Origin of the sequence: Burkholderia sp. Bp9142 (genome assembly GCF_003853415.1) — a bacterium.
In the GTDB taxonomy this organism is placed as follows: Bacteria; Pseudomonadota; Gammaproteobacteria; order Burkholderiales; family Burkholderiaceae; genus Burkholderia.
The window spans coordinates 1-13237 of record NZ_QTPP01000004.1 but is presented as its reverse complement, the minus strand read 5'-3'; the positions used below and the strand labels follow the sequence as shown (position 1 = coordinate 13237).

Here is a 13237-nt window from a genome sequence, read left to right as displayed (position 1 = left end):
ACGAACGGCGCACGACAATCGCGGCTTTTCGATGGGTATTATGACGCACGCCGCGGCAACGCTTCGGCGCCGTTAACGCTTTTTTTCATTTGTGACATGACAGCTCCCACCGGTCTCATCGATGCGCAGCACATCACGCGCCGCGACGCCGGCAGCGGCAAGACCCTGCTCGCGCCGACCGACTTCAGCCTCGCCGCGGGATCGCGAATTGCTATCACGGGGCCGTCGGGTTCCGGCAAGAGCGTGCTGCTGCGCGCACTCGCGTTGCTCGATCCGCTCGACGGCGGTCACATCCTGTGGCGCGGCCAGCGGATCAGGCGCGGCGCGATTCCGCGCTACCGGCGCAGTGTCGCGTACGTGCGCCAGCGGCCCGCGCAGATGGACGGTACCGTCGACACGCAATTGCGCTACCCGTACTCGCTCGCGATCTATCGCGACGTGACGTTCGACCGCGCGCGCGCCGAAGCGCTCGCGGCACGCGCCGGTCGCGGCGCCGATTTTCTCGACAAGCGTGCGAGCGAACTGTCGGGCGGCGAAGCGCAGATCGCCGCGCTGCTGCGCGTGCTGCAGCTCGACCCCGACGTGCTGCTGCTCGACGAGCCGACGTCCGCGCTCGACCCCGATTCGACGCGCGCGATCGAAGCGCTCGTCGGCGCCTGGTTCGACGCGGCATCCGACGCGCGCGCGTACATGTGGATCTCGCACGACCCGGCGCAGGCCGCACGGATCGGCACGATGCGGCTCGTGATGCAGGCCGGCGTGCTGCACGCCGCGAGTGCGACGGAGGCCGCGCAATGAGCCCGGCGCTGCAGGACCTGAGTCTCGTCGACGTCGGCATCGCCGCCGCGCTCGTCGCGGTCAACGGTGCGATCTCGGCCGCGCTGTCGCTCGGCCTCGGGCGCAAGCTCGCGCTTGCCGCCGTGCGCACCGTCGTGCAACTGCTCGCGATCGGCTACGTGCTCGGCTGGGTGTTCGGCCATCCGCACTGGACCGTCGTGCTGCCGCTCACCGCGTTGATGACGCTGATCGCGGGCTTCGCGGGCGCCGGTCGCGGCAAGCACACCTATCGCGGACAGCGCATCGACAGCATCGCGTCGATCTGGTTCAGCAGCTGGTTCGTCGCGGCCATCGGCCTGTTCGTCGTGATCCGCATTCATCCGTGGTACGCGCCGCAATATGCGATCCCGATTCTCGGGATGATCCTCGGCAATACGCTGACGGGCGTGTCGCTGGGCGTCGAACGGATGATGGAGGAACTGACCGCACGGCGCGACCGCGTCGAGACCGCGCTCGCGCTCGGTGCGACGCGCTGGGAAGCCGCGCAGGACGCCGCGCGCCAGGCCGTGCGCGCGGGCATGCTGCCGACGCTCAACCAGATGGCCGTCGTCGGCGTCGTGAGCCTGCCGGGGATGATGACCGGTCAGGTGCTGGCCGGCCAGTCGCCGCTGCAGGCCGTGCGCTACCAGATCGTGATCATGTTCCTGATCGCCGCGGCGTCCGCGCTCGGCACCGTCGGCGCGGTGCTGATGACGTATCGCCGCTTGTTCTCGGCCGACCACCGCTTTCTTGCATCGCGGCTCGAGGAACGCGCGCATTGATGCGAGACGCCGCAATGCGCGCGGCATTCGCGCGGCGTGCGGTCAGCGGGCAGCGCGGCGCTTGCCGAGGGCCTGGCGCAACGCGGCCGTCACGTCGGCGTCGGGCGCCAGGCCGTCGACCGACGCGACGAGCCGCACCGCTTGCCGCGTCGTCACATAGGCCTGCGCACCGACATAGCCGCCGCTGCCGGCCGAGCGCGTCGTGACGACGAGCGCCTGCGGCGCACGTGCGCCGAGATCGGCGGTGAACGCATCGGCGACGGTGCCGTCACGCGCATGCAGCATGCCCGTCACGTAATCGTCCGTATCGAAGCCGGGCGCCGCGTGCGCGGTCGAATACACGCGTACCGCATAGCTGCCCGTCGAGCACGGTTCGAGCGCGCCGCTCGACACGACGGCGGCCTGCTGTCGCGACGGCAGCGCGACTTTTTTCACGAAGCTGCAATCGTCGGCCGCCTGCGCCTGGGCAGCGACGAACGCAGCGGCCGACAGCAGCGCGCACATGCGATGTTTCATCGGGATGTCGTTCGGGGAAGATGGAGGATGCCGGGAGCATAACGTGACAACCGCATGACGTCACGCAAGCCGCCGGGCAAATGACTGCGCCCTCGGCGCGCGCCCGGCGTGACGACGCAAACATCAAGCGACGGAAAAGCCCGAAGCCGCGCGCCACGAAACCGTCACGCGCGGCCCTGTCCGGATCGCCCGGCTGCGCACCGGGGTTGGTTGCGCGCGCACCGGACCGGCCCGCGCACACCGCTCAGCGCTTGATCGACACCGTCACCCTGGTGCCGTCGCTCATCGTGACGGACTTCGAACCGCCATTGGTCGAAATCGACACCCACTTGACCTGGCTCAACGACACGACGTCCGGACACAGCAGCGACTTGCCGCCCGCGCTCACGTTGCGCGTGCCTTTCGGCGCGGCCGCCTGGAAGCTCATCTGCACGTTCGCGATGCCCTTCGCGTCGACCGACGGCGCGAGCCGCACCTGGGTCTGGCGCACCATCGCGCCGTTCGCGTCGCGCGGCAGGTTGTCGGCGTTCGGGCAACCGTCCGGCATCGCGACCGCGCCGCCCGGCGGCACCGACTTCCAGTTGAAGTCGTCTGTTTCGCCCGAGCGGATCTTGCGGGTCTCCTGCGTATTGCCGAAGGTCTTCGACTCGACCTTGACGGTGTATTCGAGCTGCCCTGTCCCGCCGCCCTTCAGGCTGCCCTTCACCGGCGGCGCCGCGAATACGCTCGCGCTGACGCACGCCGCCGCGAACACGGCCGACCACGATGCGGCGACTGACAAGCTGCGTTGGCTCATGCTGACCTCCTTGTAATGCGGCGGCACGCGCGTGCCGCGCGGTTTTTGATGCATGATGCGTTGCCAGTCTACCGCCAAGCGGCATGCAATGCGCCGCAAACGCATCGGGTGTTACCCCGCTTGCGTTCGCGACGCGCCATCCCGTACGTGCGACGCCGGCGCTCAAGAAAACGCCGGGCCGCCCCAAGTTTTCCGCCCCGAAGGAAGTCCCCTCGGAGGGCCTGGCGCGAAGCGACAGGATTGGGGGCACTCAGAAGCCGCTCAGCACCAGCTTGCCGATCGCGCGTCCGGCCTCGAGCAGCTGGTGCGCGCGCCGCACGTTCGCCGCGTTGATCGTGCCGAGCTGTTCGCCGAGCGTCGTGCGCAGCGTGCCGCCGTCGACGAGGCGGGCCACCTCGCCCAGGATCTTGTGCTGCTCGATCATGTCCGGCGTCTCGAACATCGCGCGCGTGAACATGAATTCCCAGTGAAACGCGGCGCTCTTCGCCTTCAGCAGCTCGACCGGAACCGGCTTCCCGTTCTCGACGATCGTGCAAATGCCGCCCTGCGGCCGGATCACTTCCGCAGCGGCAGGAAAATGACGGTCCGTGTCGTTGAAAATCAGCACGTAGTCGACGTCCGGGTGGCCGATGTCACGCAACTGCGCGGGCAGGTCGCCGAAATGATCGACCACGTCGTCCGCACCGAGCGAGCGCACCCATTCGGCCGACGCCGGGCGCGACGCCGTCGCGATCACGCGCAGCCTGCCGAGCGTCTTCGCGAGCTGGATCGCGATCGAACCCACCCCGCCCGCGCCGCCGATGATCAGCACCGACTTGCCCGCGTCCGCGCCCTGCGGCGACACGCGCAGCCGGTCGAACAGCGCCTCCCACGCGGTCAGCGCAGTGAGCGGCAACGCGGCCGACGCCGCGAAATCGAGCGTGCGCGGCTTGCGCGCGGCGATCCGCTCGTCGACCGCGTGGAATTCGCTGTTCGCGCCGGGGCGCGTGATGCTGCCCGCGTAGAACACCTCGTCGCCGGGCCGGAACAGCGTGACCTCGGCACCGACCGCGACGACCGTGCCGGCCGCATCCCAGCCGAGCACGCGCGGGGTGTCCTCGACCTGGGGCTTCGGCGCGCGCACCTTGGTGTCGACCGGGTTCACGGAAATCGCCTCGACCTTCACGAGCAGGTCGCGCGGGCCCGGCACCGGTTGCGGCAGTTCCACGTCGAGCAGCGCCTGCGGGTCGTCGATCGGCAGGTAACGGGTCAATCCAACGGCTTTCATTACGAAACTCCTTCAGGGAAATCGGGCGGGCCGCGGCGCAGCCCCCAGTGCATGCCATCGTAGGCCGCCCGATCCTTCGCGAAAACCGCTATATTTCCTGAAACATTTTCAGGAATTTCAGAACAATGGCGCTCGATCCGATTCCGGCCCCCGACAAGCCGCTCGACCTGCTCGACGTCGGCCTGTTCGTGCGCGCCGCGCTGCTCGCGAACGTGACCGCGGCCGGGCGCGAGTTCGGCGTGTCGGCCGCGGTCGCAAGCGCACGCATCGCGCAGCTGGAGCGCCAGCTCGGCGCGCGATTGCTGCATCGCACCACGCGCCGCATCAGCCTCACGCAGGACGGCGAAGTCTTCATGGCTCGCGCCGAGGCGCTGCTGTCGGCCGCCGACGCCGCGCGTGCGTGCGTCGGCCATGGCCGCAGCGAGCCTTACGGGCGGCTCAAGGTGTCGATGTCGTCGTCGTTCGGCCGCCAGCACGTCGCGCCCGTGATTCCCGCGTTCCTGCGCCGCTATCCGTCCGTGTCGCTCGACCTGCGGCTGTCCGACGAGATCGTCGACCTCGTCGACGACGGCTACGACGTCGCGATCCGTCTCGGCGCACTGAAGGATTCGACGCTGGTCGCACGCAAGCTCGCGGTAAACCGCCGCGTGCTGTGCTGCTCGCCCGCGTATCTCGCCGAACGCGGCACGCCGCGCCATCCGGCCGACCTCGCGCAACACGAATGCGTGATCCTCGGCGACCAGCGCGACTGGTCGTTCGTCACGCCGCAAGGCCCGCTCACCGTGCGGGTCGGCGGCCGGCTCGTCGCGAGCAACGGCGAGGCGATCCGCGAAGCGCTCGTCGACGGCTTCGGCATCGCGATCAAGTCGACCTGGGACGTCGGCCCGCTGCTCGCGAGCGGCGCACTCGTCACCGTGCTCGACGACTACCCGTTCGCGAACGACATCGCGATCTGGGCCGTCTACCCGAGCCGCGCGCACGTGCCGCTGAAGACGCTCGCGTTCATCGCGTTCCTGGCCGAGCACTTCGGCGATCCACCTTACTGGGATCGCGCGGACGACCGCTGACCGCCATCCCGTGAGCGGCGCTTGCGGCGGCGCCGGCCGGGCATCCGCGGCGATCCGGTCGCGACCGGATACCAACCGGCTACAATGACGCGTTCGCGACGCAGCGGCCCGACGCCGGACGGGGCCCGCGTTCGCAGGCGGCCGTACGCCGGCCGCGCACGCGTTTCATTCGCTTCCAATCATTCCGCCATGACCCACAACCTCGTCATCCAGAGTCTCGCGCCGCTGTCGGACGCACATCACAAACCGCTGCTCGCGCTGTCGCGCGGCACCCGCATCGTGCAGACCGACGATCATGCGCTGCGCATCGAAAACGCGAACCCCGCGCAGCGGCTCGACATCGACGCGTACTGCGGCACGCATGCGCTCGACTTCGGCTTCATCGAAGCCGGCCGCGCGCTCGGCGATTTCGGCCTCGCCGTGATGGACATGGATTCGACGCTGATCACGATCGAATGCATCGACGAGATCGCCGATTTCTGCGGGCTGAAGACGCAGGTCGCGGAGATCACCGAAGCGTCGATGCGCGGCGAGATCCGCGACTTCAACGAAAGCCTCACGCGCCGCGTCGCGCTGCTCGCCGGGCTCGACGCGCAGGCGCTCGAGCGCGTGTACGAGGAGCGGCTGCAGTTGTCGCCGGGCGCGGAGACGATGCTCGCCGGCGTGAAGGCCGCGGGCCTGAAGACGTTGCTCGTGTCGGGCGGCTTCACGTTCTTCACCGAGCGCCTGAAGGCGCGCCTCGGCCTCGACTACGCGCACGCGAACACGCTCGAGATCGTCGACGGCAAGCTGACCGGCAAGGTGCTCGGCGAGATCGTCAACGCGGACGTGAAGGCGCGCATGCTGCGCGACACCTGTGCATCGCTCGGCCTCGAGCCGAGCCGCGCGATCGCGATGGGCGACGGGTCGAACGACCTGAAGATGATGGCCGAAGCCGGGCTGTCGGTCGCGTTCCACGCGAAGCCCGTCGTGCGCGATGCGGCCACCGTCGCATTCGACCACGTCGGCCTCGACGGGCTGCTGCGGCTGTTCTGATCCGCACGAGCCGCCCACGAAAAACGCCGGCGCGATGTTGCATCGCGCCGGCGTTTCGTTTTTCCGCTTCGGTTCCGTTATCGGCCGAGCGTGGCTTCCATCGCGCGCTCGATGTCCACGCGCAGGTCGGCCTCGTCTTCGAGACCGACGTAGAAGCGCACCAGCGTGCCGCGATGCGGCCAGTCCGCGCGCATCGACGCCACGTCGTAAGGCATCGCGAGGCTGCACGCGCCGCCCCAGCTCCAGCCGATCGCGAACAGCTCGAGCGCCTCGACGAAACGATCGATCTGCTCGCTGCCGTAGCGTTCGTCGAACACGACCGAGAACAGCCCGCCCGCGCCGGTGAAGTCGCGCACGAACGATGCATGCCCCGGGCAGTCCGGCAGTTGCGGATGCAGCACGGCCGCGATCTCCGGCCGCGCCTTCAGCCATTGCGCGAGCGCGAGCGCGCTCTTGCTGTGCGCGTCGAAGCGCACCTGCATGCTCGGCAGGCTGCGCAGCACGAGCGAGCAATCGTCGACCGACACACCGATCCCGCAGCGCATCCGCGCGAGCTTCAGTTGTGCGTGCAGTTCGGCGTTCGCGGTGATCGTCGCGCCCATCAGCACGTCGCTGCCGCCCGACTGATACTTGGTCAGCGCCTGCACCGAGATGTCGACACCGTGCTCGAACGGCTTGAACGCGAGCCCGGCCGAATACGTGTTGTCGATCGCGGTGACGATGCCGCGCGCCTGCGCGACCGTCGTGATCGCGCGCACGTCGGGCACTTCCATCGTCACCGAGCCCGGCGCCTCGATCCAGATCAGCCGCGTGTTCGGCTGGATCAGCTCGGCAATCCCGGCACCGACGAGCGGATCGTAGAAGCGCGCGGTGATGCCGAAATCCTTCGCGAGCCAGTTGCCGAAATCGGCGTTCGGCCCGTAGATGTTGTGCGGGATCAGCACGTCGTCGCCCGCCTTCACCATCCCGAAATAGACGTTCATGATCGCCGAGAGGCCCGACGGCTGCAGCAGCGCATGCGTGCCGCCCTCGATCTCGGCGAGCCGCTGCGCGAGCGCGAGCGACGTCGGGGTCGCATGCAGCCCGTAGCGCCACTGGTTGTCGTTGTGCCAGACCAGCGCGCGCATCGTCGCGAGATCGGGGAACACGACCGTCGATGCGCGCGCAACCGGCGGCACGAACGAACGGAAGCCTTCGGGAATGACGTCGTCGGGTTGAACGATGCGGGTCTGGAGTGCGCGCTTCGGAGTGGATGCAGTCATGGCAGGAGGCCGGAGCAAAGGCCGTTCGGTTGCGGAATAGGTCGCTAGATTAGCCAAATTCGGCGCGGTTGGCCCGGTACAATGCGCGCCGCATGCACCGAGCCAGCGCGCACTCAGTCGTCGGTGCGCAGGTTGACGATACCGCCAACCGTCTCGATTTCCTGTACGCGGCCGTCGCGTACCTGCAGCGCCGCGCGTTTGCCCGGCGCCAGTCGCAGCACGACCGGCTGCGGATCCGATTCGTCCGAGTTCATCCGGTCGGCCTTCAGGTCGCCCGTCGAATCGAAGCGACCGATCCACACGCCCGTGATGTTCGTGCCGTCGTTCGATTCCTCGATTTCGAGCGTGTTGCCGTCACGATCGCCGGCGAGCAGGACCACCTCGCCCGTGTCCGTGAACTGGTATTCGCCGTGCACGCCTTCCTCGCCCGTCTTCGGGCCGAGATGCACGACGATCGGCCGGTCGCCGAGCGTGCCCTCGTAGCGTGGCAAGCGGGCGAACTCCGGGTTCGACCGCAGCGGCCGCGCGGGCACCGCTTCATCCCGCTGCGCGCCCGGCGCGGCGGCCTGGGCCGCGACCACGCCCGGCATCGCGAGCCCCGCCGCCAGCGCGCCGGCGATCACCAGCGCCCGTTGCCATTCCGAATATCGCCCCACCTTGTATTGCTCCTTGCTTCAGACTCGCTCGAAAATCGCGGCGATACGCTGCGCGTTGCCAACGCGCATCGTCACGATGCATATGGCGACCGCCATGCGAAAGCACCCATTGCGGTACGCGCGCCGCCCGCGCCCGTTCACCTCGCCCGTGATTCGGGGGCGCGAATGAGTGCGTCGCGTGGCCGGCGTGCGTGATCCGCGTCAGCCCTGCATCAGGCGTTCCACCGCATCGCGGTGCGGAATCGGCGCGACCGCGCCATAGCCCGTTGTCGACAGCGCCGCCGCCGCGTTCGCATAACGCGCGGCCGCGAATGGATCGTCGCCCGCGACGATCCGCGCGACGAACGCACCGCCGAAGCAGTCGCCCGCGCCCGTCGCATCAACGGCTTCGACGGCGAAGCCCGGCACCACGCGCCGTTCGCTCGGGGTCGCGACGTACGCGCCTTCCTTGCCGAGCTTCAGCGCGACGACCTGCGGCCCGTGCTCGAGCATTGCATCGACGATCGCGTCGCGATCGTTCGCGCCCGTGAGCGCCGTGACGTCGTCCCAGCTCGGCAGGCAGATGTCCGTCTGACGCAGCGCTTCGCGCATCACCGCGCGGGCGCGCGGCAGCGGCCACAGCTTCAGGCGCAGGTTCGTGTCGAAGCTGACCTGCGCGCCGTTGCCGCGCGCATGGTCGATCGCCGCGAACGCGGCGTCGCACGCGGCCGTGCTGATCGCAAGGCTGATGCCCGACAGGTGCACGGCCTTCGCCGCGGCCAGCGCATCGAGCGGCAGGTCGGCCACCGCATAGCGGCTCGCCGCGGAGCCCGCGCGCAGATAGTCGAACTGGTGGCCGTCGGCACCGTGCGTGACGAAATACACGCCGGTCGGCGCCGTGCGGTCGATCCGCACGTACGTCGTGTCGACGTGCTCCGCCGTCCACATGTCGGTCAGCAGGCGGCCGAACGGATCGGCGCCAATCGCCGACACGAAGCCCGTTGACGCGCCCTGGCGCGCCGCGGCGATGCAGAAGTTCGACGTGTCGCCGCCGAAGCCCTGCAGGAATTCCGGACGGCCCGGCTGCGACTGGTTGAATTCGATCATCGCCTCGCCGAGCGCGAGGATCTCCGGAAATGCGGCGGTCATTGCTTAAACCTCGCCCCACAGGTCGTGGCCGTCCGCGCCCGTGATCTTCACCGACACGAAATCGCCGACCTTGTAGCGCTTCGACGCCTTCGTCGCCGGCTCGACATAGACGACGCCGTCGATCTCCGGCGCATCCGCCGCCGTGCGGCCGATGCCGCCTTCGTCGCTGACTTCGTCGATCAGCACCTTCAGGGTCTTGCCGACCTTGCGCTGGATGCGCTGCGCCGACACTTCCTCGGCGACTTCCATGAAGCGCGCGCGGCGTTCCTCGCGCACGTCGTCCGGCAGCGCGCCGTCCAGTTCGTTCGCGGTCGCGCCTTCGACCGGCGAATACGCAAAGCAGCCGACGCGATCGAGCTCCGCCTCGCGGATGAAGTCGAGCAGCGTTTCGAACTGCGCTTCCGTTTCGCCGGGGAAGCCGGCGATGAACGTGCTGCGGATCGTCAGGTCCGGGCAGATCTCGCGCCACTTCTGCACACGCTCGAGCACCTTCTCCGCGTTGGCCGGGCGCTTCATGCGTTTCAGCACTTCCGGATGCGCGTGCTGGAACGGCACGTCGAGATACGGCAGCACGTGGCCCTTGAACGGACCTTCGGCCATCAGCGGAATGACTTCATCGACGCTCGGATACGGATACACGTAGTGCAGGCGCACCCATGCGCCATACTGCGCGGCGAGTTCGCCGAGTGCGGCGACCAGGTCGGTCATGCGCGTCTTGATCGGCTTGCCGTTCCAGAAGCCCGTGCGGTACTTCACGTCGACGCCGTACGCACTCGTGTCCTGCGAGATCACGAGCAGTTCCTTCACGCCCGACTTGAACAGGTTCTCCGCCTCGAGCATCACTTCGGCGACCGGACGCGATACGAGATCGCCGCGCATCGACGGGATGATGCAGAACGTGCAGCGGTGGTTGCAGCCTTCGGAGATCTTCAGGTATGCGTAGTGGCGCGGCGTGAGCTTGATGCCGGCGGCCGGCACCAGATCGACGAACGGGTCGTGCGGCTTCGGCAGGTGCGAATGCACGGCCTGCATTACTTCTCCGACTGCGTGCGGGCCGGTGACGGCGAGCACCTTCGGGTGGACTTCCTCGATGAGGTTCGAGCCGCTGGCGCTCGACTTCGCGCCGAGGCAGCCGGTGACGATCACCTTGCCGTTCTCGGTCAGCGCTTCGCCGATCGCGTCGAGGCTTTCCTGCACGGCTTCGTCGATGAATCCGCAGGTGTTGACGACGACGAGGTCGGCGCCGTCGTAGGTGCCGGAGATTTCATAACCTTCGGCGCGCAGCTGCGTGATGATTTGCTCGGAGTCGACGAGGGCCTTCGGGCACCCGAGGGACACGAAGCCTACTTTGGGGGACTGGGACATCTGGAATGTGGGGGCGTGGCGGCAAAAGTGTGAGTTTACAGCTATTTATGGGTCAGCGAGGCAAAACCGGCGGTCGGAGTGCCGTGGATGGCGCCCCCAATATGCGGTGCGCACGGGCGCATCGAGCCGCCACGGACGGTTGATCCAACCCTTTCCCGCCGACGGTGATGCGCCAACGGCCCCGATCACCCCACGCCACCGCCCTACAATCACCCCGGCCCCGCTCCGCCGCTATGCGAAAATCGCGATATCCGCTCTCTTCACTTACCCAACGGGGATCGCATGACCACCCACATCACGATCGAATTCACCGAGCACGCCGCTGAAACCATCGGCGAGCAGACCAGCACCAGCTTTTCCTATGACCAGGGCGCCCACGTGCCGCAACCCGGCGACTTCGTCGAACTGGAGAATTCGCGGCAGACGTTTCTCGTGATCGGCCGCGTGTTTTCGCTGAAGGCGAATTACTGCGCGGTGAAGCTCGTGCTCGATCTTCCTCCGGCGGACGACCATCAGGATTTCGATCCGGCACTTTGAGCGAAACGGGCGAACTGCGCCCGATTCTCGGCCAGGTACCGTTGCACGAGCCCGGCGCAACGGCACCGGCCCTTACCGGCCCTTACCGGCACGAACACGTGCCGTCAGGCGCGACACCTGCCGGCCTTGCTTCGCTGAGCATCTGGAATTCGATCGACCGGACAACGGTCATGCCCGCCCCCGCGCAGGGGCACAGGCATTCGGTGCCGACGATCAAGAACGACCGTCGGCGGTATCTTGCGGCAGCGGGCCGCCAGCCACCGTCGTGCCCGAGCACACGATCGGCGGCATCGCACCGCCGCAGGTCGCGGCACCGACCGTCCGGCGGCTCGCGCCGCCGCGGCCGGCCCGCCGCGCAAGCGTTACTTCTTCTCCGGCTCCGGCGTGCCCGGTTGCTTGAACGGGAACGTGCTGAACATCGACTTCGCCTGGTTCTGCATCTGCTCCTGCATCTGCACGAACATGTTCTTCGACTGCTCGATGTAGCTCGTCATCATCCCTTGCATCATCGGCGCCTGCATGTTCATGAACTGCGACCAGACTTCCGGATTCATCGCGTTGCCTTCGTAGAGGTTCTTCGATTGATCCGCGAGCTTGTTCTGGATGTCGATGAACGCCTGGATGTTCTTTTCCAGGTACGTGCCCATCATGCCCTGCATCGCATGACCGTAGAAACGGATGATCTGCGACAGCATCGACGACGAGAACATCGGCACGCCGCCGCTCTCTTCCTCGAGGATGATCTGCAGCAGGATGCTGCGCGTCAGGTCTTCGTTGGATTTCGCATCGACGACCTTGAAGTCCTCCTGTTCCAGCACGAGTTGCTTGACGTCGGTCAGCGTGATGTACGTGCTCGTCTCGGTATCGTAGAGCCGGCGGTTCGGGTACTTCTTGATGAGCCGCTCGGCCGTTTTCTTTGTAGTAGTCATGTAACGCCTTTGAGTGCAGCGTAGCGCAAGTGACAAATCCCCGCCGCCCGGTTCCGGGCGGCGGGGGCCTTCGGAGACGCCAGGCTGCGCGGCCACCCGGCCCGCGCAGCCCGCGCGTTCAGCCCATGTGCAGGCCGCCGTTTAGCGAGAAGTCGGCGCCCGTCGCGAAGCCGGAGTCGTTCGACGCGAGCCACGCGACGATCGAACCGATTTCCTCCGGCCCGCCGAGACGACGCACCGGGATCGTCGCGACGATCTTCTCGAGCACGTCCGGACGGATCGCCTTCACCATGTCGGTGCCGATGTAGCCGGGCGACACGGTGTTGACCGTCACGCCCTTCGTGGCGACTTCCTGCGCGAGCGACATCGTGAAGCCGTGGATGCCGGCCTTCGCGGTCGAGTAGTTCGTCTGACCGAATTGCCCCTTCTGGCCGTTCACCGACGAAATGTTGATGATCCGGCCCCAGCCGCGCTCGACCATCCCGTCGATCACCTGCTTCGTCACGTTGAACAGGCTCGTCAGGTTGGTGTCGATCACGGCCGTCCAGTCTTCATGCGTCATCTTGCGGAACACGACGTCGCGCGTGATGCCCGCGTTGTTGACCAGCACGTCGATCTCGCCGACTTCGGCCTTGACCTTGTCGAATGCCACCTTGGTCGATTCCCAGTCGCCGACATTGCCTTCCGACGCGATGAAATCGTAGCCGAGCGCCTTCTGGTCCTCGACCCATTTCACCCGGCGCGGCGAGTTCGGGCCGCAACCCGCGACCACCTTGAAACCGTCTTTCGACAGACGCTGGCAGATGCTGGTGCCGATGCCGCCCATCCCGCCCGTTACGTACGCAATTCGCTGAGACATAGATCTCACTCCATTTCTTGGTTTTGAGAGCCGCCGGAGGCCCCTCTGACTCCACGTGACGCCGGCCGAACGTAATCGACCGGCGCCCGGATTGGTTTGGCGGTGACTGCGCCCCGGTTACGGACGTTCGACCGCGAGCGCGACACCCATCCCGCCGCCGATGCACAGCGACGCCAGCCCGCGCTTCGCGTCGCGCTTGACCATCTCGTGCAGCAGCGTCAC

At 67.5% G+C, this 13237-nt stretch carries 15 protein-coding genes; 5 read left to right on the top strand and 10 right to left on the bottom strand.

Annotated elements, in window-relative coordinates; genetic code table 11:
- Nucleotides 1–96: 96 nt before the first annotated feature.
- Nucleotides 97–798, top strand: coding sequence for an ATP-binding cassette domain-containing protein (locus DIE22_RS05850; protein WP_124501373.1), 702 nt, complete (start codon nucleotides 97–99; stop codon nucleotides 796–798).
- Nucleotides 795–1598 carry an ABC transporter permease gene (locus DIE22_RS05845; protein ID WP_124501372.1) on the top strand — a complete coding sequence of 268 codons (804 nt, stop codon included), beginning with the start codon at nucleotides 795–797 and terminating at the stop codon, nucleotides 1596–1598. The genes DIE22_RS05850 and DIE22_RS05845 overlap by 4 nt, the downstream gene beginning before the upstream one ends.
- A 42-nt stretch (nucleotides 1599–1640) precedes the next feature.
- On the opposite strand, the gene DIE22_RS05840 is transcribed toward DIE22_RS05845, so the two are convergent.
- The 3 genes from DIE22_RS05840 to DIE22_RS05830 form a co-directional block, all read right to left on the bottom strand.
- Nucleotides 1641–2114, bottom strand: coding sequence for a PliI family lysozyme inhibitor of I-type lysozyme (locus DIE22_RS05840; RefSeq protein WP_124501371.1), 474 nt, complete (start codon nucleotides 2112–2114; stop codon nucleotides 1641–1643).
- A gap of 244 nt (nucleotides 2115–2358) precedes the next feature.
- The gene (locus DIE22_RS05835) at nucleotides 2359–2910 is read right to left on the bottom strand and encodes a DUF6013 family protein (protein WP_124501370.1); all 552 of its coding nucleotides are present in this window, start codon (nucleotides 2908–2910) and stop codon (nucleotides 2359–2361) included.
- Nucleotides 2911–3160: 250 nt separating this feature from the next.
- Complete coding sequence (locus tag DIE22_RS05830; protein ID WP_124501369.1) at nucleotides 3161–4177, bottom strand: zinc-binding alcohol dehydrogenase family protein; 1017 nt, start codon at nucleotides 4175–4177, stop codon at nucleotides 3161–3163.
- Nucleotides 4178–4302: 125 nt separating this feature from the next.
- Here DIE22_RS05830 and DIE22_RS05825 point away from each other — a divergent pair, with 125 nt between their 5' ends.
- Nucleotides 4303–5244, top strand: coding sequence for a LysR family transcriptional regulator (locus DIE22_RS05825; RefSeq protein ID WP_124501368.1), 942 nt, complete (start codon nucleotides 4303–4305; stop codon nucleotides 5242–5244).
- Between the two features lie 189 nt (nucleotides 5245–5433).
- Entirely contained in the window at nucleotides 5434–6279 is an 846-nt protein-coding gene (gene serB, locus DIE22_RS05820; protein WP_124501367.1) for a phosphoserine phosphatase SerB, read from the top strand.
- A gap of 77 nt (nucleotides 6280–6356) precedes the next feature.
- Here serB and DIE22_RS05815 read toward each other — a convergent pair whose 3' ends face one another.
- From DIE22_RS05815 to rimO, 4 genes are all read right to left on the bottom strand, one after another.
- Nucleotides 6357–7541: a cystathionine beta-lyase gene (locus tag DIE22_RS05815; protein WP_124501366.1), complete on the bottom strand. Its 1185-nt coding sequence runs from the start codon at nucleotides 7539–7541 to the stop codon at nucleotides 6357–6359.
- Between the two features lie 113 nt (nucleotides 7542–7654).
- Entirely contained in the window at nucleotides 7655–8197 is a 543-nt protein-coding gene (locus tag DIE22_RS05810; protein ID WP_124501365.1) for a hypothetical protein, read from the bottom strand.
- 201 nt (nucleotides 8198–8398) lie between these two features.
- Nucleotides 8399–9325, bottom strand: a complete 927-nt coding sequence (locus DIE22_RS05805; protein ID WP_124501364.1) for a sugar kinase — start codon at nucleotides 9323–9325, stop codon at nucleotides 8399–8401.
- Between the two features lie 3 nt (nucleotides 9326–9328).
- The gene (gene rimO / locus DIE22_RS05800; RefSeq protein ID WP_124501363.1) at nucleotides 9329–10690 is read right to left on the bottom strand and encodes a 30S ribosomal protein S12 methylthiotransferase RimO; all 1362 of its coding nucleotides are present in this window, start codon (nucleotides 10688–10690) and stop codon (nucleotides 9329–9331) included.
- A 282-nt stretch (nucleotides 10691–10972) separates the two neighbouring features.
- Here rimO and DIE22_RS05795 point away from each other — a divergent pair, with 282 nt between their 5' ends.
- The gene (locus DIE22_RS05795; RefSeq protein ID WP_059537455.1) at nucleotides 10973–11227 is read left to right on the top strand and encodes a hypothetical protein; all 255 of its coding nucleotides are present in this window, start codon (nucleotides 10973–10975) and stop codon (nucleotides 11225–11227) included.
- Nucleotides 11228–11589: 362 nt separating this feature from the next.
- Here the strand turns inward: DIE22_RS05795 and phaR are convergent, their stop codons facing one another.
- From phaR to DIE22_RS05780, 3 genes are all read right to left on the bottom strand, one after another.
- Nucleotides 11590–12156: a polyhydroxyalkanoate synthesis repressor PhaR gene (phaR, locus tag DIE22_RS05790; protein WP_006478701.1), complete on the bottom strand. Its 567-nt coding sequence runs from the start codon at nucleotides 12154–12156 to the stop codon at nucleotides 11590–11592.
- A gap of 118 nt (nucleotides 12157–12274) precedes the next feature.
- Complete coding sequence (locus DIE22_RS05785) at nucleotides 12275–13015, bottom strand: 3-ketoacyl-ACP reductase (RefSeq protein ID WP_124501362.1); 741 nt, start codon at nucleotides 13013–13015, stop codon at nucleotides 12275–12277.
- A 117-nt stretch (nucleotides 13016–13132) separates the two neighbouring features.
- A partial coding sequence (locus DIE22_RS05780) for a hypothetical protein (RefSeq protein ID WP_133118128.1) occupies nucleotides 13133–13237 on the bottom strand: 105 nt, incomplete at its 5' end.

Excerpts from the sequence above, each read along its gene's own strand:
- DIE22_RS05850 (WP_124501373.1), top strand. The coding sequence starts at position 97 with ATGACAGCTCCCACCGGTCTCATCGATGCGCAGCACATCACGCGCCGC.
- DIE22_RS05845 (WP_124501372.1), top strand. The coding sequence starts at position 795 with ATGAGCCCGGCGCTGCAGGACCTGAGTCTCGTCGACGTCGGCATCGCC.
- DIE22_RS05840 (WP_124501371.1), bottom strand. The coding sequence starts at position 2,114 with ATGAAACATCGCATGTGCGCGCTGCTGTCGGCCGCTGCGTTCGTCGCT.
- DIE22_RS05835 (WP_124501370.1), bottom strand. The coding sequence starts at position 2,910 with ATGAGCCAACGCAGCTTGTCAGTCGCCGCATCGTGGTCGGCCGTGTTC.
- DIE22_RS05830 (WP_124501369.1), bottom strand. The coding sequence starts at position 4,177 with ATGAAAGCCGTTGGATTGACCCGTTACCTGCCGATCGACGACCCGCAG.
- DIE22_RS05825 (WP_124501368.1), top strand. The coding sequence starts at position 4,303 with ATGGCGCTCGATCCGATTCCGGCCCCCGACAAGCCGCTCGACCTGCTC.
- serB (WP_124501367.1), top strand. The coding sequence starts at position 5,434 with ATGACCCACAACCTCGTCATCCAGAGTCTCGCGCCGCTGTCGGACGCA.
- DIE22_RS05815 (WP_124501366.1), bottom strand. The coding sequence starts at position 7,541 with ATGACTGCATCCACTCCGAAGCGCGCACTCCAGACCCGCATCGTTCAA.
- DIE22_RS05805 (WP_124501364.1), bottom strand. The coding sequence starts at position 9,325 with ATGACCGCCGCATTTCCGGAGATCCTCGCGCTCGGCGAGGCGATGATC.
- rimO (WP_124501363.1), bottom strand. The coding sequence starts at position 10,690 with ATGTCCCAGTCCCCCAAAGTAGGCTTCGTGTCCCTCGGGTGCCCGAAG.
- DIE22_RS05795 (WP_059537455.1), top strand. The coding sequence starts at position 10,973 with ATGACCACCCACATCACGATCGAATTCACCGAGCACGCCGCTGAAACC.
- phaR (WP_006478701.1), bottom strand. The coding sequence starts at position 12,156 with ATGACTACTACAAAGAAAACGGCCGAGCGGCTCATCAAGAAGTACCCG.
- DIE22_RS05785 (WP_124501362.1), bottom strand. The coding sequence starts at position 13,015 with ATGTCTCAGCGAATTGCGTACGTAACGGGCGGGATGGGCGGCATCGGC.